The sequence below is a fragment of the Streptomyces sp. PL-29 genome (genome assembly GCF_058344425.1).
On the sequence record NZ_CP136996.1, the window covers coordinates 3358635 to 3380255 of the forward strand.

At 71.2% G+C, this 21621-nt stretch carries 14 protein-coding genes; 7 read left to right on the plus strand and 7 right to left on the minus strand.

Annotated elements, in window-relative coordinates; genetic code table 11:
• On the plus strand, positions 1-1800 hold the full coding sequence (locus R4Z63_RS15400) for an SDR family oxidoreductase (protein ID WP_384445861.1): 1800 nt from the start codon (positions 1-3) through the stop codon (positions 1798-1800).
• 180 nt (positions 1801-1980) lie between these two features.
• Positions 1981-2895, plus strand: coding sequence for a MerR family transcriptional regulator (locus R4Z63_RS15405; RefSeq protein ID WP_037920280.1), 915 nt, complete (start codon positions 1981-1983; stop codon positions 2893-2895).
• 174 nt (positions 2896-3069) lie between these two features.
• Here the strand turns inward: R4Z63_RS15405 and R4Z63_RS15410 are convergent, their stop codons facing one another.
• Positions 3070-3900 (minus strand): aquaporin, encoded by an 831-nt coding sequence (locus R4Z63_RS15410; protein WP_384445824.1) that lies wholly within the window; start codon positions 3898-3900, stop codon positions 3070-3072.
• Between the two features lie 153 nt (positions 3901-4053).
• On the opposite strand from R4Z63_RS15410, the gene R4Z63_RS15415 reads away from it, so the two are divergent.
• From R4Z63_RS15415 to R4Z63_RS15425, 3 genes are all read left to right on the plus strand, one after another.
• Positions 4054-4593: an RNA 2'-phosphotransferase gene (locus R4Z63_RS15415; RefSeq protein WP_384445826.1), complete on the plus strand. Its 540-nt coding sequence runs from the start codon at positions 4054-4056 to the stop codon at positions 4591-4593.
• 144 nt (positions 4594-4737) lie between these two features.
• The gene (locus R4Z63_RS15420) at positions 4738-6642 is read left to right on the plus strand and encodes an HSP90 family protein (protein ID WP_384445828.1); all 1905 of its coding nucleotides are present in this window, start codon (positions 4738-4740) and stop codon (positions 6640-6642) included.
• Positions 6639-9743 carry a tetratricopeptide repeat protein gene (locus R4Z63_RS15425; protein ID WP_491522553.1) on the plus strand — a complete coding sequence of 1035 codons (3105 nt, stop codon included), beginning with the start codon at positions 6639-6641 and terminating at the stop codon, positions 9741-9743. The genes R4Z63_RS15420 and R4Z63_RS15425 overlap by 4 nt, the downstream gene beginning before the upstream one ends.
• Before the next feature lie 60 nt (positions 9744-9803).
• Here R4Z63_RS15425 and R4Z63_RS15430 read toward each other — a convergent pair whose 3' ends face one another.
• Complete coding sequence (locus R4Z63_RS15430) at positions 9804-10709, minus strand: LLM class flavin-dependent oxidoreductase (RefSeq protein ID WP_384445832.1); 906 nt, start codon at positions 10707-10709, stop codon at positions 9804-9806.
• 117 nt (positions 10710-10826) lie between these two features.
• Between R4Z63_RS15430 and R4Z63_RS15435 the strand changes: the two genes are divergently transcribed.
• Positions 10827-11714, plus strand: coding sequence for a Cof-type HAD-IIB family hydrolase (locus R4Z63_RS15435; RefSeq protein ID WP_384445834.1), 888 nt, complete (start codon positions 10827-10829; stop codon positions 11712-11714).
• A 9-nt stretch (positions 11715-11723) separates the two neighbouring features.
• Here R4Z63_RS15435 and R4Z63_RS15440 read toward each other — a convergent pair whose 3' ends face one another.
• The 4 genes from R4Z63_RS15440 to R4Z63_RS15455 form a co-directional block, all read right to left on the minus strand.
• Positions 11724-13475: a sensor histidine kinase gene (locus tag R4Z63_RS15440; protein WP_384445836.1), complete on the minus strand. Its 1752-nt coding sequence runs from the start codon at positions 13473-13475 to the stop codon at positions 11724-11726.
• 24 nt (positions 13476-13499) lie between these two features.
• The gene (gene cydD / locus R4Z63_RS15445) at positions 13500-17057 is read right to left on the minus strand and encodes a thiol reductant ABC exporter subunit CydD (protein ID WP_384445838.1); all 3558 of its coding nucleotides are present in this window, start codon (positions 17055-17057) and stop codon (positions 13500-13502) included.
• An 81-nt stretch (positions 17058-17138) separates the two neighbouring features.
• Entirely contained in the window at positions 17139-18140 is a 1002-nt protein-coding gene (cydB, locus tag R4Z63_RS15450) for a cytochrome d ubiquinol oxidase subunit II (protein ID WP_384445840.1), read from the minus strand.
• 18 nt (positions 18141-18158) lie between these two features.
• Complete coding sequence (locus R4Z63_RS15455; protein WP_384445841.1) at positions 18159-19664, minus strand: cytochrome ubiquinol oxidase subunit I; 1506 nt, start codon at positions 19662-19664, stop codon at positions 18159-18161.
• Positions 19665-19853: 189 nt separating this feature from the next.
• Between R4Z63_RS15455 and R4Z63_RS15460 the strand changes: the two genes are divergently transcribed.
• The gene (locus R4Z63_RS15460) at positions 19854-20222 is read left to right on the plus strand and encodes a cyclophilin-like fold protein (RefSeq protein WP_037920302.1); all 369 of its coding nucleotides are present in this window, start codon (positions 19854-19856) and stop codon (positions 20220-20222) included.
• Between the two features lie 23 nt (positions 20223-20245).
• Here R4Z63_RS15460 and hisC read toward each other — a convergent pair whose 3' ends face one another.
• Entirely contained in the window at positions 20246-21325 is a 1080-nt protein-coding gene (gene hisC / locus R4Z63_RS15465) for a histidinol-phosphate transaminase (RefSeq protein ID WP_037920303.1), read from the minus strand.
• Between the last annotated feature and the right edge of the window lie 296 nt (positions 21326-21621).

Sequence of the window (21621 nt, forward strand, 5' to 3'; positions counted from 1 at the left end):
ATGAGCGGCATGAGCGGCATGAGCCGAACAGGAGCGGGGGAGCTCCCGCGTGCGCGGGAGCGCTGGGTGCGCAGCGGCGGGGTCGAACTGTGCGTAGTCGAACTCGGCGAGAAGGGCCGCCCGACCGTGCTGCTGGTGCACGGCTACCCGGACAGCAAGGAGGTCTGGACCGAGGTCGCCGAGCGGCTCGCGACCCGCTTCCACGTCGTGCTCTACGACGTACGCGGCCATGGCCGCTCCACCGCGCCGGAGCCGCTGCGCGGGGGCTTCACCCTGGAGAAGCTGACCGACGACTTCCTGGCGGTGGCGGACGCGGTCAGTCCGGACCGGCCGGTGCACCTCGTCGGCCACGACTGGGGTTCGGTGCAGGGCTGGGAGTTCGCGACGGTCGGCCGTACGGAGGGGCGGATCGCCTCCTTCACCTCGATGTCGGGTCCCTCCCTGGACCACTTCGGACACTGGATCAAGAAGCGCATGTCGCGGCCGACTCCGCGGGCGGCGGCGCAGCTCCTCGGGCAGGGCGCCAAGTCCTGGTACGTCTACCTGCTGCACACGCCCGTGCTGCCGGAGCTCGCCTGGCGCGGGCCGCTCGGCAAGAGGTGGCCCGGGATGCTGCAGCGCGTCGAGAAGGTCCCGGCCGGCTCCTACCCGACGGCCTCGTTGTCCTCGGACGCGGCGCACGGTGCCTGGCTCTACCGCGACAACGTGCGCCCGAGGCTGCGCCGGCCGCGCTCGGACGCCTACGCCCACGTACCGGTCCAGCTGATCACCCCGACCGGGGACGCGTTCCTGTCCGAGCGGCTCTACGACGGCCTGGAGCGCTGGGCACCGGACCTGCTGCGGCGGACCCTGCCCGCCAAGCACTGGATTCCGCGGACCAGGCCCGACCAACTGGCCTCCTGGATCGCGGAGTTCGTCACGGCCCGGGAGGAGCCGGCCGCGCGGGCACCCGAGCGGAGGGCTCCGGCCCGGTACGCCGACCGCTTCGGCGGCCAGTTGGTCCTGGTCACCGGAGCGGCCAGCGGCATCGGCCGGGCCACCGCCTTCGCCTTCGCCGAGGCGGGAGCACGCGTGGTGGCGGTGGACCGGGACGCGGAGGGCGCGGCACGCACGGCCGACATGGCCCGCCTCGTCGGTGCCTCCGACGCCTGGGCGGAGTGTGTGGACGTGGGCGACGAGCAGGCGATGGAGAAGCTGGCGGCGAAGGTCGCCGCCGAGTACGGAATCGTCGACGTCCTGGTCAACAACGCCGGGATCGGCCTGTCCGGGGCCTTCCTCGACACCACGGCCGAGGACTGGAAGAAGGTCCTGGACGTCAACCTGTGGGGGGTCATCCACGGGTGCCGGATCTTCGGGAAGCAGATGGCGGAGCGCGGTCAGGGCGGGCACATCGTCAACACCGCCTCGGCCGCTGCCTATCTGCCCTCCCGCACCCTGCCCGCCTACAGCACCTCGAAGGCCGCGGTGCTGATGCTGTCGGAGTGCCTGCGCGCGGAGCTCGCCCCGAAGTCCATCGGCGTCTCCGCGATCTGCCCCGGCATCGTCAACACCAACATCACCGCCACCTCGCGCTTCGCCGGGGTGGACGAGGCCGAGGAGAAGCGCCGCCAGGAACGCTCCTCGCGGCTCTACGGCCTGCGCAACTTCCCACCGGAGAAGGTCGCCGAGGCGATCCTGGGGGCCGTGGTCCGCAACGAGGCGGTCGTGCCGGTCACACCCGAGTCGAAGGGCGCCCTGTGGATGTCCCGCTTCGCCCCGCGCACCCTGCGGCGCATCGCACGGCTGGAGCCCCGGCTGTGAGCGCGGGCCGGAGAGAGCCCGGCACGGCCATACCCCGCTCCCGCCGGCGGTCGTACCATCCCTCGCAGGAGGGCTCGCTGCGCAGGGCGGTCGAGTGCCTTGCGGCTTCACCTGCCGCACGGGCCGCGGCCGGCGCGCTCCGCACGGCCGGCCGAGCCACGACGTCGTAGGGAGCCGGGTTTGTCCGATCAGGCGGTGGCCGAGTACCGGATCGAGGATCTGGCACACCACAGTGGAGCGACGGTGCGCACCATCCGCGCGTACCAGGACCGCGGTCTGCTGCCCAAGCCTGAGCGGCGGGGCCGTTCCAACGTCTACCGGGACACGCACCTGGCGCGGCTGCGCCAGATCGCCGACCTCCTGGACCGCGGCTACACCCTGGCCTCCATCAAGGAGCTGTTGGAGGCCTGGGACGCGGGGCGCGGGCTGGGGGGCGTACTGGGGCTGGTCGCCGAGGTACACGGGCCGTGGACCGACGAGGAGGCGGCCCGCATCAGCCGGGACGAGCTGAACGAACGGTTCGGCGGCTTGCCGGACGACGAGGCGGTGAGCGAGGCCTGCGAACTGGGCGTGCTGGAGCGGATCCCCGGGCGCCCGGACCAGTTCCTGGTGCCGTCCCCGCAGGAGCTGGCGGTGGCGGCCGAGCTGTACGCGGCCGGGGTGCCGCTCGCGGCGATCACCGGACACCTCCGAGAACTGCGGGGCCAGGTGGAGCACATCGCGTCGCGGTTCCTGGAGTTCACCACCGAGCACGTCTTCGCGCGCTACCTCGGGCAGGTGCCTCCCACCGACGCGGACGCCGCGGAGGCGGCGACGATGGTACGGCGGCTGCGGCCGCTGGCCCAGCAGACCGTGGATGCGGAGCTGGCCCGCGCAATGCGACTCTTCGCGACCCGGCACCTCCAGCGGCACCTAGGAGCGGCCGGGACGTCGCAGCCGACGGGACCGTCGCCGGTGGCGCTACCGGCCGGGACGGTGCGGGCGGTGCAGGAGCTGGTCGGCGCCGACCACGTGGCGGAGTTCGTGCGGGCAGCGACGGAGCGGGAGCTCCAGGCCCGCACGATGAACGATCTGGCACGCCGGGGTGGCCGGTAGCCGGGCCCGTGGTGGGGCGGAACGGACGGGGTGACCCGTGGCGTCCGAGACGGATCTGTCCACTGCTTCCACAGGTCGACAGCTTCCACAGGGCGGATCACGCGTTTGTCGTCAAAACCCACCCAAACACCTGTGGACAAGTCCACTTTTCCTGTGGGCAACCGCGACCGCGGCTCAACCGATCGCCTGGTACTCGGCCCTATCGGGGCCGACGCCTTCCGCCGGCCCGGTCCCGGGCAGCACGGCCGGCAGGACCGTCCCGCTGCCCGGCGTCGGCTCGGTCCCGCAGGCTTCGGAGTCCCCAGATGCGGCCGCGTCCTCCGCCCGGATTCCGTAGAGGAAGGCCGCCATGGCCAGGCCGAGGACCCCGCCGAGCAACTGGGCGGCGACGAAGCCGGGCAGCGATCCGGGCGATATGCCGGTGAAGGAATCACTGAAGCTGCGCCCAATGGTGCCGGCGGGGTTGGCGAAGGAGCCGGAAGAGGTGAACCAGATCGCAGCCGCGAGGTACGCGGCGACCGCGGCCGGGAGGAGCCTGGGGCGCCCGATGTGCCCCAGCCCCTGGATCACGAGGACGAGGCCGACGGTGGCGATCACCTCGCCCACGAGGAGGTGACCTCCGTCGAGCACCTGGGTGGCGAAGGTGCCCGGGACCCGTCCGAACATGGCCTCCGCGAGAACAGCGCCGCCGATGGCTCCGACGGTCTGGGCCGCGACATAGACGAGTACCTCGCGGCCGCCGAGCCCATCACCGCCGCTGCGGCGGGCCCACCAGGAGACGAGGGTGACCACCGGGTTGAGATGGGCGCCGGACAGCGGCCCGAAAAGGGTGACGATCAGCCCGAGGCCGATGGCCGACGCGAACGAGTTGGCGATCAGGGCGACACCGGCGTCGGAGCTGAGCTCCGCGGCCTTGAGCCCGGAGCCGATCACGACCATGAGCAGGCCGGCGGTCCCGATCAGCTCGGCAGCCGCGCGGCGTGGCAGAGAGGTGTGGACTGGCATGAGGTCTCCCCCGGAGCAGAAGTAGTAATGGAAAATATATTCCGCATCTCGGAATGAGAATAGACGCCCGTCGGCCGTCCGCAGGCCGTCCGCAGGCCCACGGCAGCCGAAAAACCCTGCCGGAGGACGTGGGGGACGGGCACGCTGGGGTTCATGGACGAAAGACGCACCGTGAAGGTGTCCAAGTACCTCTCGAAACATCTGCGACACCAGCCGGAACGGATCGGCCTGGTGCTGGACCCGCACGGCTGGGTGGAGATCGACGACCTGCTGAGCGGCGCAGCGGCGCACGGCTTCCACCTCAGCCGCGCGGAGCTCGACCACGTCGTGGCCACCAACGACAAGCGGCGGTTCGCCGTCGACGGCACCCGCATCCGAGCCAGCCAGGGGCACACCGTGACCGTGGACCTGGACCTTCCGGAGGCCGAACCGCCCGCGTACCTCTACCACGGCACCGTGGCCGCGGCACTCGACCCGATCCGCTCCGAAGGCCTGCGCCCGATGGACCGCCACCACGTGCACCTGTCCCCCGACCGGGAGACGGCGACCCGGGTCGGCGCGCGCCGCGGCCGACCCGTCGTCCTCAGCGTGGACGCCGCGGCGATGCGTGCGGCCGGGCACGTCTTCCGAGTCAGCGCCAACGGGGTGTGGCTGGTGGACGCTGTGCCTCCGCAGTTCCTGCGCCTCCCGTAGCCCTGTGGGCTGCCCTGCGCCGGCGCCGGAAATCGCACGGAGATTGTCGGACCATCCCCCTAATGTGTCTCCCACTCCGGGATCAGTGAGGGGGGGACCTCGCGATCGCCGAACCATCCACACATGCACGCGAGGTGACGCCCCATGACGTCCACACCCACGCCGGCCCCCACATCCACACCCGTGTCCGCCGCCCACAGCTTCCAGGTCGACCTGCGTGGTCTGGTGGACCTCCTCTCCCACCACCTCTACTCCAGCCCGCGCGTCTACGTCCGCGAGCTCCTGCAGAACGCGGTGGACGCGGTCACCGCACGCCAGGCGATCGACCCGGAGGCACCGGTCCGCATCCGGCTGACGGCTTCCGGCGGCCGGGTGACCATCGAAGACAGCGGGATCGGCCTGACCGCCGCCGAGGCCCATTCGTTCCTCGCCACCATCGGCCGCAGCTCCAAGCGGGGCGGCGAGGACGGGTTCCCCGAGCAGGCCCTGGAAGCCACCCGAGGAGACTTCCTCGGCCAGTTCGGCATCGGACTGCTCGCGTGCTTCGTCGTGGCCCGCCAGATCCGCGTGGTCACCCGCTCCGCCCGCGACCCCCGAGCCGCCCCCGTGGAATGGCTGGCCGCGGACGACGGCTCCTACACGGTGCGCGAACTGCCCCACGCAGCCTGCCCCGAGCCCGGCACCACCGTCGTCCTGGAAGCCCGGCCGGGTGCGGCGGAATGGATCCTCCCAGCCAAGGTCGAGGAACTGGCCCGCGACTACGGCTCCCTGCTCCCCTACGACATCACCTTCGACGACGGTCAGGGCGGCGAGCCGCGACCCGTCACCGACCGGCCCGCCGTCTGGGAGCGCGCGTTCCCCACCCCCGCCGCCCGCCGCGTCGCCCTGGCCGGACACTGCGCCGAACTCTTCGATTTCACACCCCTCGACAGCATCGACCTCGACCTGCCGGTCGCCGGCGTGCGCGGGGTCGCGTACGTCCTGCCGGACCCGACCAGCCCCGCCCACCGGGCCGGACACCGCGTCCACCTCAAAGGCATGCTGCTGACCCATCGGGCCGACAACCTGCTGCCGGACTGGGCGTTCTTCGTCCGCGCCGTCATCGACACGGACACGCTGCGGCCGACCGCCTCCCGGGAGAACCTCTACGACGACGAGACCCTCTCCGCCGTACGGGAAGCCCTCGGCGCCCGCATCCGCGGCTGGCTCGCCGAGCTCGCGGCCGGCGACCCCGAGCGCCTGGCCTCGTTCCTCCAGGTCCACCACCTCGGTGTGAAGTCCATGGCCCGGCACGACCCCGAGCTGCTGGGACTGATGCTGCCCTGGCTGCCGTTCGAGACCAGCGCAGGTTCGATGAGCCTGCAGGAGTTCGCGGCCGCCCACACCGACATCCACTTCACACGCACCGTCGAGGAGTTCCGCCAGATCGCGCCGATCGCCGCGGCCCACGGCCTCGGCGTCATCAACGCCGGCTACACCTACGACGCGGACCTGCTCGCCCTGCTGCCCTCCGTACGGCCGGAGCTCAAGGTGACCGAACTGGACGCGGGAGCCGTCACCGAACGGCTCGACCAGGTGCCCACCGCGGACGAGCTGGCCTTGGCGCCCTTCCTCGCCACCGCGCGCACCCGCCTCGCATCCCAGCACTGCGACGTGGCGCTGCGCGCCTTCCAGCCCGTCACCGTGCCCGCGCTCTACCTCGACGACCGCCAGGCCCGCCAGGAACACGACCGCACCGCCGCGCTGGAGAGCGCCGACTCCCTGTGGAGTGGCATCCTCGGGTCGCTGCGTGGATCCGCGCCCCGCGCGCGCCTGGTCCTCAACCACAACAACCCGCTGATCCGGCGGATCTCCGGCCTGCAGGACGAGGCGCTGACCGGCACCGCCGTCGAATCGCTGTACGGACAGGCCCTGCTGATGTCCCAGCGGCCGCTGCGCCCCGCCGACTCCGCGCTGCTCAACCGGGCCTTCCTCGGGCTCCTGGAGTGGGCGACGCACTCATCCGCGAACCCCACCGATGCCCGTGACGGCGAGGAGGACCCGAAGTGACGACGCTGACGCACGAGGAGATCGTGCGAGGACTGGCGGAGAACCGCGAGGCGCCCAACGGCGCGGCGCGCAACGCGCATGCCGAGGCGCTGGCCGGCGCGGCCGAGGCCTGCGGTAACCGCGCCCTGTTCCGCGAGGCCCTGAACAACCTGATCAACGCCTACCTCTACAGCTCCGAGTCACCGAAGATCCTCGTCCCCTTCGCGCGGCTGCTCCAGGAGTACGACAAGGACCCGGCGGCCTTCTGCGAATGGGAAACCCACTCGCTGTTCTGGCAGTTCAAGTGGGTGGCCACGGCCATCGCCGACTCGCCCGACATACCCCTGGAGTCGGCGACCGGCTGGCTGGAGGAGATGGACCGCCGCTACCGGATCGCCGGATACAGCGAGCGCCCGGTACGCGACGCCGAACTGTGGCTGGCCCATGCCACGGGCGACGACGAGCGTGCGGAGCGCGCCTTCCGGAGCTGGCTGGCGGCGGAGCGGGACGACATGAGCGACTGCCAGGCCTGCGAGCTCGGGGACCAGGGCCACTACGCCATCCTGCAGGGCGACGACACCGAGGCCCTGGAGCTGTGGCGGCCGGTCCTCACGGGCGAGCTGATCTGCGCCGAGGAACCGCACCGCGTCCTCGCCAGCTCGCTCCTCCCGCTACTTCGGCTCGGCCGGACCGACGAGGCACGCTCCAACCACCTGCGCGGCTACCGCCTGGCCCGCGGCAACGACAGCCTCCTGCCGTCGGTCGGCGAACACATCGAGTTCTGCGCGCTGACCGGCAACACCTCGCGCGGCCTGGAGATCCTGGCCGAACACGCCTCTCACGTGGCGCCCCTCGCCAACCTCGACGACCGGCTGTCCTTCCACGGCGGCATCCTCGCCCTGCTGCACCGCCTGCGGGAACTGGGGCACGGAGACCTCCCGGCGGTCTCCTACGAAGGCACCCCCCGCACCGTCTCCGGGCTGTACGAGGTGTTGTACGCGGGCTGCCTCGACATCGCCGGGCAGTTCGACGCGCGCAACGGCACCACTCGGGTTTCGGAACGGTTCCTCGCGCGGGTCGTCCGCGAGCCGCTGGCGGTGGACCTGCCGCTGGGGGTGCGCAGCACAGGACTGCCCCGGCCCGCCGACACCTCCGTCATGTCCGTCCCCGGCCCCGCCGCACCCGGGACGGCCGTCGCAGCGTCCATCGGGTTCGCCGAGCTGGTGGAGCGGGCCCGTGATGCCCGGGACCTGGGCCATCCGGGCGCGGACGCGCTGTGGGCGGAGGTGGCCCTACGACTGGACGCACAGCCAGGGGCGGATCCGCTGGTACGCGCCGACCTCGCGGACCAGCGGGCCCTGGCCGCCGCCCGGGGCGGGGCACCGGAGGCGGGCGAACTCCTGGCCGCCATCCGGGACGAGTACCGGGCGCTCGGCCGGGCGGAACGGGCCGCCCTCGCGGAGCTGCGGATCGCGGGCGCGGCCGCTCAGTCCGGCGCCGCACCCGACGAGGTCCGCGAACTGCTGCGGACCGCCCGGCGATCCGCCGAGGCACTGGACCACGCCGAGCCGCGGCGAGCGCGGCGGATCGCCCTCGCCGAGCTCTCCACGCTCCGTCTGGAGTCGTACCTGCGCACGGTGGAGTCCGCCGACCCGGGCGGGCACCACGACCACGATCACGGCCAAGTCCACTCCCACCATGGGGTTGAGGAGCACGGTCACGCTGAGCTCGCCGCCGACCTGACCGCCTTCATCGCCGCCCACCTAGAGACGGCGCCGGACCTGGTGGCGGAGGCCGAGGAGATGCTGGGCCGGGTAGCCCTGGCGCAGGGCGGCCCGGAACGGGCTCTGCCCCTGCTGGCGGCGAGCGCTGCCCGGGCGATCGAGGCAGGGCGCCCCTGGCAGGCGGTGGACCCGCTGGTGCTGCGGGCCGGAGTGCTGATGTCGCTCGACCACACCGAGGAGGCCGAGCAGGCGGCACGGTCGGGCCTGGAGCATGCCGCCGAGCTGACCGATGCCGAGGCGCAGGGCGTGGTACGGCTGACCCTCGCGGACATCCTCCTGCGGCGGGACGGGGACCGGGCGGCGGCGGAGGCGGCGGCACTCGCGCTCACCGCTGCCCACTGGTTCGACCGGGCCGGCCTGGGGGCGGACGGCGGGGCGCAGGCCCGACTGCTCCTGGCCAGGGCGTACGCACGCGACGAACGTACCGCCGAGGCCGCCGAGGTACTGCAGTCGGCCCTGCCGGACCTGCTGGAACACGGCGACGGGCAGACCGTGTTCGCACGCGAGTTCCTGGGCGACCTGCTGCGCCGGCTGGGCGAGCTCCGCCCGGCGGCCGAGCAGTACCTTCTGGCGGCGGAGGTGGCCAAGGACTGGGAGGACCCCCGGCCGCAGGCGAGCCTCGCCCAGTCGGCCGCCGACGCCCTGGACGACGCAGGACTGGCCGAGGAGGCGGTCGCCGCCTACGAACGGGCCCTGGAACTGCACCGCAGGACGGGCGCGGACCCTGTCGCCGAGGTGCGGGTGCTGCGCTCCCTGGCCTGGCTGGGGCTGCGCGAGGCGATCTCCGCCACAACGGTGGACCGCGCCCGGGGCCGTATGGGGGAAGCCGCGGCAGTACTGCAGCAGGCGCTCACCGCCGATCCCGGAGATTGCGTCCTGCGGTCCGAACTCGCCCAGACCTGGCACCAGCTGGCGCAGGTGCTCGACCGGTACGCCGCCACCGCCGGGGAGACCGACGGAGCCGAGGACGGCGACGACGGCGACGACGGCGACGACGGCGACGACGACGGCGACGGCGACGACGAGAACGCGGGTGGGCCCGGGTCCGCGTCGCCGAGCCCGGCACAGGTCGACGCACTGCGTCTGGAGCAGATCGAGCTGTGGGACCGAGCCGGCCGGACCTACGCCGAACTGGGCCCCGAGTACCTGCGGGAGCAGTTCCAGTGCTTGAACAACGCGGCCTGGACGGAACAGGAGCGCGACGACGCGGAAGCGGGTGAGGCCCGCGTCACCGCGCTGATCAACGAGGCACGCGCCCTTCCTGAGGACCAGGTGCCGGACTGGCTCCTGCCCTCCGCCGAGCGGCTGCTGGCACAGCTGAACGGCCGGGACGCATAACAGCCCCGTGTCCGGCTCCGGTCGTCGCCGCTCCGCCCGGGAACGGCGACGACCGGAGGATCAGCCATCGAGCTGCGGGAGGGCCTCGGTGGCGATCTTCTCGAAGACCGCCTCGTCCGCTGCGAAGGGGGAGTCGGGGATCGGTGCGTGCACCACCAGCTCCGTGAAGCCCAGCTCGCGGTGTCGGCCCGCGAAGTCGACGAACGCGTCCACCGACTCCAGCACGGTGTTGGCCTCGGGCGTGAAGCCGGTCAGCAGGATCTTCTCCATGGGCTCGGGGGCCCGGCCGATCTCCACGAAGGCCTTTTCGAGCCGTTCGATCTGCCCGCGCAGGGCCTCCAGCGACTGCTCGGGCGTGCCGTTCTCGAAGAGCTTCGGATCGCCCGTGGTCACCCATGCCTGCCCGTGCCGGGCGGCGAGCCGCAGACCGCGCGGACCGGTCGCGGCGACCGCGAACGGCAGCCGCGGCCCCTGCACACAACCAGGGACGTTGCGGGCCTCCTCGGCGGAATAGAAGGCGCCCTCATGGGTCACGGAACCTTCCGTCAGCAGCCGGTCCAGCAGCGGCACAAACTCGGCGAAGCGATCGGCGCGCTCACGCGGGGACCATGCCTCCTGCCCCAGGGCCGTGGCGTCGAACCCGTTGCCACCGGCGCCGATACCCAGCGTGATCCGGCCGCCCGACACATCGTCCAAGGTGATGAGGTCCTTGGCGAGGGTCACCGGATGGCGGAAGTTCGGCGAGGTGACGAGCGTGCCCAGGCGCATCCGCTCGGTGACGGCGGCTGCTGCGGTCAGCGTGGGCACGGCACCGAACCAGGGGCCGTCGCGGAAGGTCCGCCACGACAGGTGGTCGTAGGTGTAGGCGGTGTGGAAACCGAGCTGCTCGGCCCGCAGCCACTGATCCCGGCCCCCCTCATGCCATCGACGTACCGGAAGGATCACCGTGCTCAGACGCAGACTCATGCATCGAGCCTACGGTGGGGGCGAGGTTTCACGTGAAACATCGCCCCCCGATACGTTTCACGTGAAACATCGGCCGGGCCACAGCCTGGCTCGATCATGGTCCGCCCCTCCCTCCCCATGGGCGAAGATGGAGCGGTGACCTCGGCTTCTCAGCGCCCGGACGGGCCAACCCCCATGCCTCGGCTCATCGCCACCGACCTCGACGGCACCCTGCTGCGCGATGACCAGTCCGTCTCGCCTCGTACCGTCGCGGCACTCGCAGCCGCCGAAGCGGCGGGGATCGAGGTCTTCTTCGTCACCGGCCGCCCGGCCCGGTGGATGGACGTGGTCGCCGACCATGTCCACGGCCACGGTCTCGCGATCTGCGCCAATGGCGCGGCGGTGGTCGACCTGCATGCTGGACGCGAGTTCGTACAGGTCAGGGCCCTCCCGAGGATGGCCGCGCTCTCCGTCGTGGAAGCCCTGCGCGAGGCGGCACCCGGCACGTCCTTCGCGGTCGAATTGACCGCCGGCATCAACTACGAGCCGGGATACCCGCCCTTCTTCAAGGATCCGGGCGCCCGACTCGCGACCGCTGAGGAACTGCTCCACGAGCACGCGGACGAAAGCGCCGCACCCGTCCTCAAGCTGCTGGCACACCACTCCGAGATCACCCCGGACGAGTTCCTCGCACTGGCGCGCTCCGCCGCCGGGGCATTCGCGTCGATCACCCGCTCCAGCCCCACCTCCCTCCTGGAGGTCAGCGGCCACGGCGTGTCCAAGGCGAGCACCCTGGCACTGTGCTGCGCCGAGCGGGGCATCTCCCCCTCCGAGGTCGTCGCCTTTGGGGACATGCCGAACGACGTGGAAATGCTCAGCTGGGCCGGCACCTCCTACGCGATGGGCAACGCCCACCCCGATGTGATCGCGGCCGCATCCGGCCGTACGGTCGCCAACAACGAGGACGGGGTCGCCCTCGTCATCGAGCGGATCCTGGCCGAGCGCCTCGCGCGACACCTGGGTTAGGCAACGCAGCTACTGGAGCGGGGCCTCCCACACCAGGGTGGTCCCACCGCCGTCCTCCCCAATGCCCGGCCCGTAGGAGCTCGTACCGCCGAGCGACTCCGCCCTGCGCCGCAGGTTGCGCAGACCGCTGCGGCGGCCGCTCGCGGGGATGCCCACCCCGTCATCGGCGACCTCCAGCCTGACTCCGGGCCTGCCGTCGGGCAAGGTGACGGTGCAGTCCAGGACCACCTCAATGCGGGAGGCGTCGGCGTGCCGGAAGGCATTGGACAGCGCCTCCCGCAGCGCGGCGATGAGGTTCTTGCCGACCAGCTCGCCGACGACCGTGTCGACCGCCCCGAGGAAGCGGTGCGCAGGCTTGAAGCCCAGTGGAACGGCCGCCATGTTGATCTCCCTCAGGACGCGGGTGCGCAGCCCGGACGGGGCTTCCACAGGCCCCTGCTGGAGGGCGAAGATCGCCGTACGGATCTCCTGGATCGTCACGTCCAGCTCGTCCACGGCCTTGCCCACTCCGCTGCGAACTTCGGGGACGATCGACCGGCGCTGGGCGCCCTCCAGCATCATCCCGGTGGCGAACAGCCGCTGGATGACCAGATCGTGGAGGTCGCGGGCAATCCGGTCACGGTCCTCGAAAACCGCGAGCCGCTCCCGGTCGCGTTGTGCCTCGGCCATCATCAGCGCGAGCGCCGCCTGCGAGGCGAACTGAGTGGCCAGGGTCCGCTCGGCCTCGCTGAAGGGCCGCTTGCCTCGGGCTCGGGGCGTGACCAGCGCGCCCAGCACCCGCCCGCCGCTGTGCAGGGGCAGCATCATGCAGGGGCCGTACTGGCGGGTGAGCCGGCTGATCATACGAGGATCCGCCGAGGCGTCGTCCGTGAAGACCGGCTCGCCGCGCAGCAGATGGTCGACCACGGGGCTCTCGCCCGGGAGCACGACGCCGAGCGAGGTGGCCGGGTTCTCCGCCGATACGGCGACGATCTCCATCCCGCCGTCCTCGGCCGGCAGCAGGACGATCCCGGCGTCGGAGTCCGCCAGCCGGCGGGCCTGTTCGGCCACCACCGAGAGCGCGTCGTCGGCGTCCCCGCCGGAGAGGAGGGCCGTGGTGACGGCGACCGAGCCGTCGATCCAGCGCTCGCGCTGGGTGGCAGCCTCGTACAGCCGGGCATTGCCGATGGCGATACCCGCTTCGGTGGCCAGCACCCGGACCATGTCCACGTCGTAGTCGTTGAACTCGACGCCGCCGTTCTTCTCGGCGAGGTACAGGTTGCCGAAGATCTCCCCCTGCACCCGGATCGGGACGCCGAGGAAGGTCTTCATGGGCGGATGGTGCGCCGGGAAGCCGGCCGAGCGCGGGTCCTGCGTCAGGTCGGCGAGCCGTACGGTGTCGGAGTGCGAGATCAACGCTCCGAGCAGGCCCCGCTTCCCGTCCGGACGGTGTCCGATCTTCCGGGACACCTCCGCGCTGATCCCGTGGGTGACGAAGTCCGAGAGCCCGCGGCCCTCCGTATCGACGACGCCGATCGCCGCATACCGTGCGTCCGCGAGCTCGGCCGCGGTCTCACAGATGCGGTCGAGCGTGGAGTGCAGCTCCAGGCCGGTACCGACCGACCGCATGGCCTCCAGTAGCTGCGGTACCCGCACCGTGAGCTCGGTGGACAGTCCGTGCAGGCTTCTGGTGGCCTCGGTGGCGGCGGCCAGGGGGTCCGGTGTCCCCCGTGAGGAATCCGGCAGGGGATCCGGCGGCTCCTGCGACGGCTGCGCTGACATGCCCTTGAGAGTAGTTAGTCCCCATTAGAGGGGAAAGTTGGCCAAAGTCCCGTCCATGGCCCGCTCCCTCTCCAGCATCCGGCGCAGCGGCCCCTCGACCGCGGCCAGCTCCGCGTACCCGCCGCGCTGCACCACCTCGCCGCCGTCCAGCACGAGCACCTCGTCGACCGTCTCCAGGCCGGCCAGCCGGTGCGTGATCAGCACGGTGGTGCGGCCCTCCGTCGCCGCCAGCAGGTCCGCGGTCAAGGCGTCCGCCGTGGCCAGGTCCAGGTGCTCGGCCGGCTCGTCGAGCACCAGTACGGGAAAGTCCGCAAGCAGCGCCCGGGCCAGGGCCAGACGTTGGCGCTGGCCGCCGGAGATCCGCTCACCGTGCTCGCCGACCAGCGTGTCCAGCCCGTCCGGCAGTCCCTCCGCCCACTCCAGCAGCCGGGCCGCGGCCAGTGCCTCCCGCAGCTGCTCCTCACTCGCCGCGGTCCGGGCCAGCCGAAGGTTCTCCCGGATCGAGCTGTCGAAGAGGTGCGCGTCCTGGGCACAGAGGCCGACGAGCGCCCGTACATCGTCGCCGTCGAGGGTGCGCGCGTCGGCGCCGCCCAGGCTGTAGGAGCCCTCGGCCGGGTCCAGGAAGCGGAGCATGACCTGGGCCAGTGTGGTCTTGCCGGAGCCCGAGGGGCCGACGACCGCGATGCGGCGGCCTGCTTCCAGGGTGAGGTCCAACCCCCGCAGCGCGTCGCGCTCCTGCCCCGGGTGGCGGGCGGAGAGCCCGGCGAGCCTGACCGGGAAGGGCGAGGCGGGAGCCGCGGCAGGCTGCGCCGGCTCAGCGACGGGCACGGGAGTGTCGATGACCTCGTAGACCCGTTCGGCGCTCCGGCGCACCCGCTGGCGGTACTGGACGGCGAGGGGGAGTCCGGTCACCGCCTCGAAGGCGGCGAGGGGCGTCAGCACCGCGACGGCCATGACCACCCCGGACAGCCGTCCGTCGTGGACCGCGGTCGCGGCGACGGCCGCGGCGGCCACCACCGTGAGCCCGCAGACCAGGGCGGACAGGCCGCCGCCCAGCCCGCCCGCGGCAGCGCCCCGCGCGGCGATGCGCGTCAGCACGCCGTCGCTCTCCCGCACCCGGCCCTTTCGGTCCGCCAGCGCCCCGGCCACGGTGAGTTCCGCGGTGCCGGTCAGTAGATCGGCCACCCGGGTGGCGAGCTCGCCGCGTGCCGGCGCGAGCCTGCGCTCAGCACGACGGGCGCACGCACCGCTGACCAACGGCACCCCGACTCCCGCAGCGAGGAGGCCGACGGCGAGCACGGCTCCCGCCTCGGGCAGCAGCCAGGTGGTGAACGCGACGGAGCCGGTTCCGACGAGTACGGCAGTGCCGACCGGCAGCAGCCAGCGCAACCAGTAGTCCTGCAGCGCGTCGGCGTCAGCGACCAGCCGGGCCAGCAGGTCCCCGCGCCGGTGTTCGCGCAGCCCGGCGGGCGCGATGCGCTCCAGCCGGCGGTACACCGACACCCTGAGGTCGGCGAGCATCCGCAGGACGGCGTCGTGCGAGACGAGCCGTTCGGCGTACCGGAAGACAGCACGGCCCATTCCGAAGGCGCGGGTCGCGGTGACGGCCACCATCAGGTAGAGGACGGGGGGCTGTTCGGAGGCCCTTGAGATCAGCCAGCCCGACACGGCCATCAGGCCGACGCTGCAGCCGACGGCCAGCGCCCCGAGCAGCAGCCCCAGTCTGAACCGGCCCTGCCATGCCCGAGCCACCGCCCGCACCCGGCGCAGCGGATCGGCTTCCCCCGCATCGGACGAGGTCCCGCCGGGCCTCACTCGCTCGGGAGCGGCCCCGAGGATCCACTCCCCGGCGTCGGGGCCAAGCCCACCGGCAGCCGGCTCCTCGCCGGCCACCGCGGGCCGTGCGGTGCGGGGGAGCGGGCCCGATCCGTCGGGGAGGGAACCGGACGTCATGCGGACCACCCGGTCCGCTACGGCGAGCAGGGCCGGCCGGTGCACGACCAGCAGTACCGTCCGCCCCTCGGAGAGCCGCCGGACCGCGTCCACGATGCCGGCCTCGGTCTCGCCGTCCAGCGCCGCCGTCGGCTCATCCAGCAGCAGCACCGGCCGGTCCGCCAGGAAAGCCCGAGCCAGCGCCAGCCGCTGCCGCTGCCCGGCGGACAGACCCGCGCCGCCCTCACCCAGCAGGGTCTCGGCACCGCGCGGCAGGGCGGAGACGAACTCCCAGGCCCCGGCGTCCTTCAGGGCGGCGGTCACCTCGCTGTCACGGGCCCCGGAGCGGGCCAGCCGTACGTTCTCGGCGACGGTCCCGGCGAAGAGGTGCGGACGTTGGGGCACCCAGGCGATCCGCTGCCGCCAGTGCTCAGGCGACAGCTCAGCCAGGTCCACCCCCGCGATCCGCACCCGTCCGGCGGTCGGCTGCACGAACCCCAGCAGCACCTGGAGCAGCGTGGACTTGCCGGCCCCGCTCGGGCCGGTGAGGGCCACGCACTCGCCCGGTCCGACGGCCAGCGAAACGGGCCGCGGCGAGTCCTCGTCACGACCCTCGTAGCGAACGGCGAGCCCGTCGATCTCGATCCGCAGGGGAGCGCCGTCCGGCAGCTCCGCCGTACCGACCCGGCCGGTGGCGGGGGTCTCCAGGACCTCGAAGATCTCCTCGGCGGCCGCCAGCCCCTCTGCGGCCGCGTGGTACTGGGCTCCTACCTGTCGCAGCGGCAGGTAGGCCTCGGGCGCCAGGATCAGAATGACCAGGCCGGTATAGAGGTCGAGTTCGCCGTGGACCAGTCGCATGCCGATCGTCACGGCCACCAGCGCGACCGACAAGGTCGCCAGCAGTTCCAGTGCGAAGGACGACAGGAAGGCAATGCGCAACGTCCGCATCGTCGCCCGCCGGTAGTCGTCGGTGATCTTGCGGATCGACTCGGCCTGAGCCTTGGCGCGGCCGAAGACCTTCAGGGTCGGAAGGCCGGCCACCACGTCGAGGAAGTGACCCGACAGCCGCGACAGGAGCCGCCACTGGCGGTCCATCCGGGTCTGGGTGGCCATGCCGATGAGGACCATGAACACCGGGATGAGGGGGAGCGTGACCACGATGATGGCCGCCGACACCCAGTCCGCGGTGATGATGCGGGCGAGCACCGCGACCGGCACCACGACCGCGAGCCCCAACTGGGGCAGATAGCGGGAGAAGTAGTCGTCGAGCGCGTCCACGCCCCGGGTGGCCAGCGACACCAGCGATCCGGTGCGCTGCCCGCCCGGGCGCCCGGGCCCGAGCTCCGCGGCCCGGTCCAGCAGCCGGCGCCTCAGCTCCGACTTGACCGCCGCACTGGCACGGTGCGCGGCCAGCTCCGTGAGCCATGCGATCAGAGCGCGACCCAGCGCCACCGCCGCGAGGAGCAGGAGCGGCACCCTGAGTGCCGCGCCGTCGAGGCCCCGTTCGAAGGCTCCGACCACGATCTCGGCGATGAGCATCGCCTGACCGACGACCAGCCCCGCCCCGGCCAGCCCCAGGGCCACCACCGCCCCCAGGAAGAGGCGGGTGGAACGGGCGTACCGGAGCAGGCGCGGGTCGATCGGTTTCACGTGAAACATCCTCCGGGGGAGGGCCGGTCGGGCCGGCGGGTCAGGTGGCGCGAGGACGCGGACGCGTCCACCGGCCTGCGCTCAGTGCGCGTCGGCGATGTGCTGCGTCCCGATCCGCTTGCGGAACACCCAGTACGTCCAGCCCTGGTAGAGCAGCACGAGCGGGGTGGCCACGGCGGCACACCAGGTCATGATCTTCAGCGTGTACGGGCTGGACGATGCGTTGGCGACCGTAAGGCTCCAGGCCGGATCGAGCGAGGAGGGCATCACGTTCGGGAAGAGCGTCAGGAAGAGCATCGCGACGGCGGCCGCGATGGTGATCCCGGACAAGGCGAACGACCAGCCCTCGCGGCCCGCCAGGTTGGAGCCGAGCGCGCCGAGCAGGGCAAGCACCGCCACGGCCATCGCGATCAGGCTCTTCACGTCGCCGAGCGAGACCTGCGTCCAGAGGAGGAAGGCCAGAGCCAGCACGGCGGTGACGAGACCCAGCACGGTCGCCGTCCTGCGCGCCCGGTCCCGGATGTCGCCGACGGTCTTGAGCGAGGCGAAGACCGCGCCGTGGAAGGTGAACAGCGTGAGGGTCACCAGACCGCCGAGGAGCGAGTAGACGTTGAGCAGGTCGAGGAAGCTGCCGACGTACTCCTTGTTCTCGTCGATCTTCACTCCCCGCACGATGTTGGCGAAGGCCACACCCCACAGGAAGGCGGGAATCAGCGACGTCCAGAAGATCGCGTGTTCCCAATTGGTCTGCCAGCGCTCTTCGGGGCGCTTGTGCCGGTACTCGAAGGCCACACCGCGGATGATCAGACAGACCAGGATGAGCAGCAGAGGCAGGTAGAAGCCGGAGAAGAGGGTGGCGTACCAGTCGGGAAAGGCGGCGAAGGTCGCGCCGCCCGCCGTGAGCAGCCACACTTCGTTGCCGTCCCACACCGGGCCGATCGTGTTGATCAGGACCCGCTTCTCCGTACGGTCGCGGGCGAGCAGCTTGGTCAGTACGCCGATACCGAAGTCGAAGCCCTCCAGGAAGAAGTAGCCGATCCACAGAACGGCGATCAGCACGAACCAGACGTCGTGGAGCTCCATGGTGCGTTCTCCTCAGCCTCAGTACGAGAAGGCCATCGGCCGGTCGGGGTTCTTGTCGTCCCCGCCGATCTTGGCGGGCGGGTTGAGGTCGGCCTCAGTGAGCTCGGGCGGGCCGAGCTTGACGTACTTGACCAGGAGCCTGACCTCGATCACGGCCAGCACCGCATAGAGCAGGGTGAAGCCGATCATCGAGGTGAGCACCTCGGCCTGGGAGACGTGCGGCGAGACCGCGTCGCGGGTGCGCAGGACTCCGTAGACCACCCACGGCTGGCGGCCCATCTCGGTGAAGATCCAGCCCCAGGAGCTGGCGATGAGCGGGAAGCCCGTGGTCCACAGGGCGACGATCCAGTAGAGGTTGCCGATTCTGGGGCTCAGCGCCTTCTTGAAGAGCACCAGGTTCGGAACCTCGTCCTCCCCGGTGCGCAGACCGGGCGGCAGCAGGAACTTCTTGCGGGTCAGCCAGAGTCCCAGCACACCCACGCCGAGCGAGGCCATACCGAAGCCGATCATCCAGCGGAAGCCCCAGTAGGCGACCGGGATGTTGGGCCGGTAGTCGCCGGGTCCGAACTTCTCCTGCTCGGCCTTGTTGACGTCGTTGATGCCCGGGACGAACGAGGTGAAGTCGTCGTTGGCCAGGAAGGACAGCAGGCCCGGGATCTCGATGGCCACCTTGTTGTGGCCCTTTTCGACGTCGCCGTAGGCGAAGACGGAGAAGGGCGCGGGCGCCTCACCGTCCCAGAGGGCCTCGGCGGCGGCCATCTTCATGGGCTGCTGCTTGAACATGACCTTGCCGAGCAGGTCACCGCTGATCGCGGTGCCCAGGCCGGCGATGATCAGGACGACGAGTCCCAGACGCAGCGAGCTGCGCATCACGGGGATGTGCTTCTTGCGCGCCAGGTGGTAGGCGGAGATGCCGGCCATGAACGCGCCGCCGACGAGGAAGGCGGCCGTGATGGTGTGGAAGAACTGGGTGAGCGCGGTGTTCTGGGTGAGCACCAGCCAGAAATCGGTGAGCTCCGCCCGACCTCGTTCCTCGTTGATCCGAAAGCCGACCGGGTGCTGCATCCAGGAGTTCGCCGCCAGGATGAAGTAGGCGGACAGGACGGTGCCGATGGACACCATCCAGATGCAGGCCAGGTGGATCTTCTTGGGCAGCTTGTCCCAGCCGAAGATCCACAGTCCGATGAAGGTGGACTCGAAGAAGAAGGCGATCAACGCCTCGAAGGCGAGGGGGGCACCGAAGATGTCACCCACGAACCGCGAGTAGTCGGACCAGTTCATACCGAACTGGAACTCCTGGACGATGCCGGTGACGACACCCATCGCGATATTGATCAAGAAGAGCTTTCCCCAGAACTTGGTGGCTCTGAGGTACTTCTCCTTCTCGGTGCGCACCCAAGCGGTCTGCAGGCCGGCCGTGAGCGCGGCGAGCGAGATCGTCAAGGGCACGAAGAGGAAGTGATAGACGGTGGTGATGCCGAACTGCCATCGCGCCAGGGTTTCTGGCGCCAGAGCCAGGTCCACGTCCTCGTCTCCTTCGCATCGCCGTGGTCACAGGGGAAGTCCGCCTCCCAAGCACGCCCATTCCGGGAGGAAGCAGACACGCTTGTGAACGCGTTCACATTCACAAGCATTATGACGCACACCTTTCGGCCAGCTTCACCTGGGGTACCCCTCTAGCCAATCCATTCAACAGATTGTTGAATTCGGCTCATGCAGATTCGAATCTCCTGGCCTGCCGGCCAGCTCACCGCAACCCTCGACGAGACCCCGACCGGCAAGGCGCTCGCCGAGGCTCTCCCGATCTCCGCCTCCGCGCATACGTGGGGCGAGGAGGTCTACTTCGACACGGGCGTCTCCGTGGCTCTGGAAGACGACGCCCAGCAGGTCGTCGAGCCCGGCACCGTCGCGTTCTGGACCGAGGGCGACGCCCTGGCGCTGCCTTACGGTCCGACGCCCATCTCACGCGGAGGCGAGAGTCGCCTGGCGAGTCCGTGCAACGTGCTCGGCTCGTTCGACGGCGACCCCCGCCTGCTGTCCACCGTTCGCGATGGCGATCCCATCCGCGTGGAACTCGCCTGAGAAGAGCCCAGTGCTCCCCGGGCCTAGAGCTCCTTGAAGAACTCCCCCGCCGTGTGCAGGAAGAGGTCGTTCGCCTCGGGCTCGCCGATCGTGACCCGCAGGCCCTCGCCCGCGAAGGGCCGGACCACCACACCGGCCTTCTCGCAGGCGGCCGCGAAGTCCGCGGTCCGCTCACCGAGGCGCAGCCACACGAAGTTCGCCTGCGTGTCCGGCACGGTCCAGCCCTGCGCCAGCAGCGTCTCGTGGACCCGCGCCCGCTCGCCCACCAGTGCCCCGACCCGGCCCATCAACTCGTCCTCGGCGCGCAGCGAGGCCACCGCCGCGTCCTGGGCGAGCTGGCTGACCCCGAAGGGCACCGCCGTCTTGCGCAGCGCCGCCGCCACCCGCTCGTGCGCGACCGCGAAGCCGACCCGCAGGCCGGCGAGGCCGTATGCCTTGGAGAACGTACGCAGGACCGCGACATTGGGGCGGTCGCGGTACAGCTCGATGCCGTCCGGGACGTCGGCGTCGCGCACGAACTCGCGGTACGCCTCGTCCAGGACCACCAGGACGTCCGAGGGCACCCGGTCCAGGAACCGCTCCAGCTCGGCCCGGCGCACTGCGGTGCCCGTGGGGTTGTTCGGATTGCAAACGAAGATCAGCCGGGTCCGCTCGGTGATCGCCGCGGCCATGGCGTCCAGGTCGTGCACGTCGCCCTCGGTGAGGGGCACCTGCACCGAGGTCGCGCCCGAGATCTGCGTGATGATCGGGTACGCCTCGAAGGAGCGCCAGGCGTACATGACCTCGTCACCCGGGCCCGCCGTGGACTGGATCAGCGACTGGGCCACGCCCACCGAGCCGGTGCCCGTGGCCACGTGCTCGACCGGCACGCCGAACCGCTCGGCGATCTCGTTCAGCAGGCCGGTGCATGCCATGTCCGGGTACCGGTTGAAGGCCCCGGCCGCCGTGACGGCGCTCTCCAGCACCCCCGGCAGCGGCGGGTACGGGTTCTCGTTGGAGGACAGCTTGTACGCGACGGGCCCGCCCGCGGCAGCCGGCTTGCCGGGCTTGTATGTCGGAATGCCGTCCAGCTCGGCGCGCAGCTTCGGGCTGTTCTCGCTCACCGCAGGTCCTCCTCGACCGTCCCGTACGACGTCGCCGTCGACTCAATACTGCTCACCTTATGAGGATTCCGCCCTTCCGAGAATGGGGGCGCCTGGAATGAGGGGGAGCGCACGCATATATGCGTGCGCCGGTGGCCTGCGCCGTGGCGCGCATCCCTCGTGCAGGTGAGTTGCGATCGGGCCGCAACCGCATCGGTTTGGCATGCTCGGACCCGCCGACAGGCTCCACCATCAACCCACGCCATGAAATGCCTTTATTTCCAAGGTCATTGAGGGTGTCTAACCATGCAGAAACG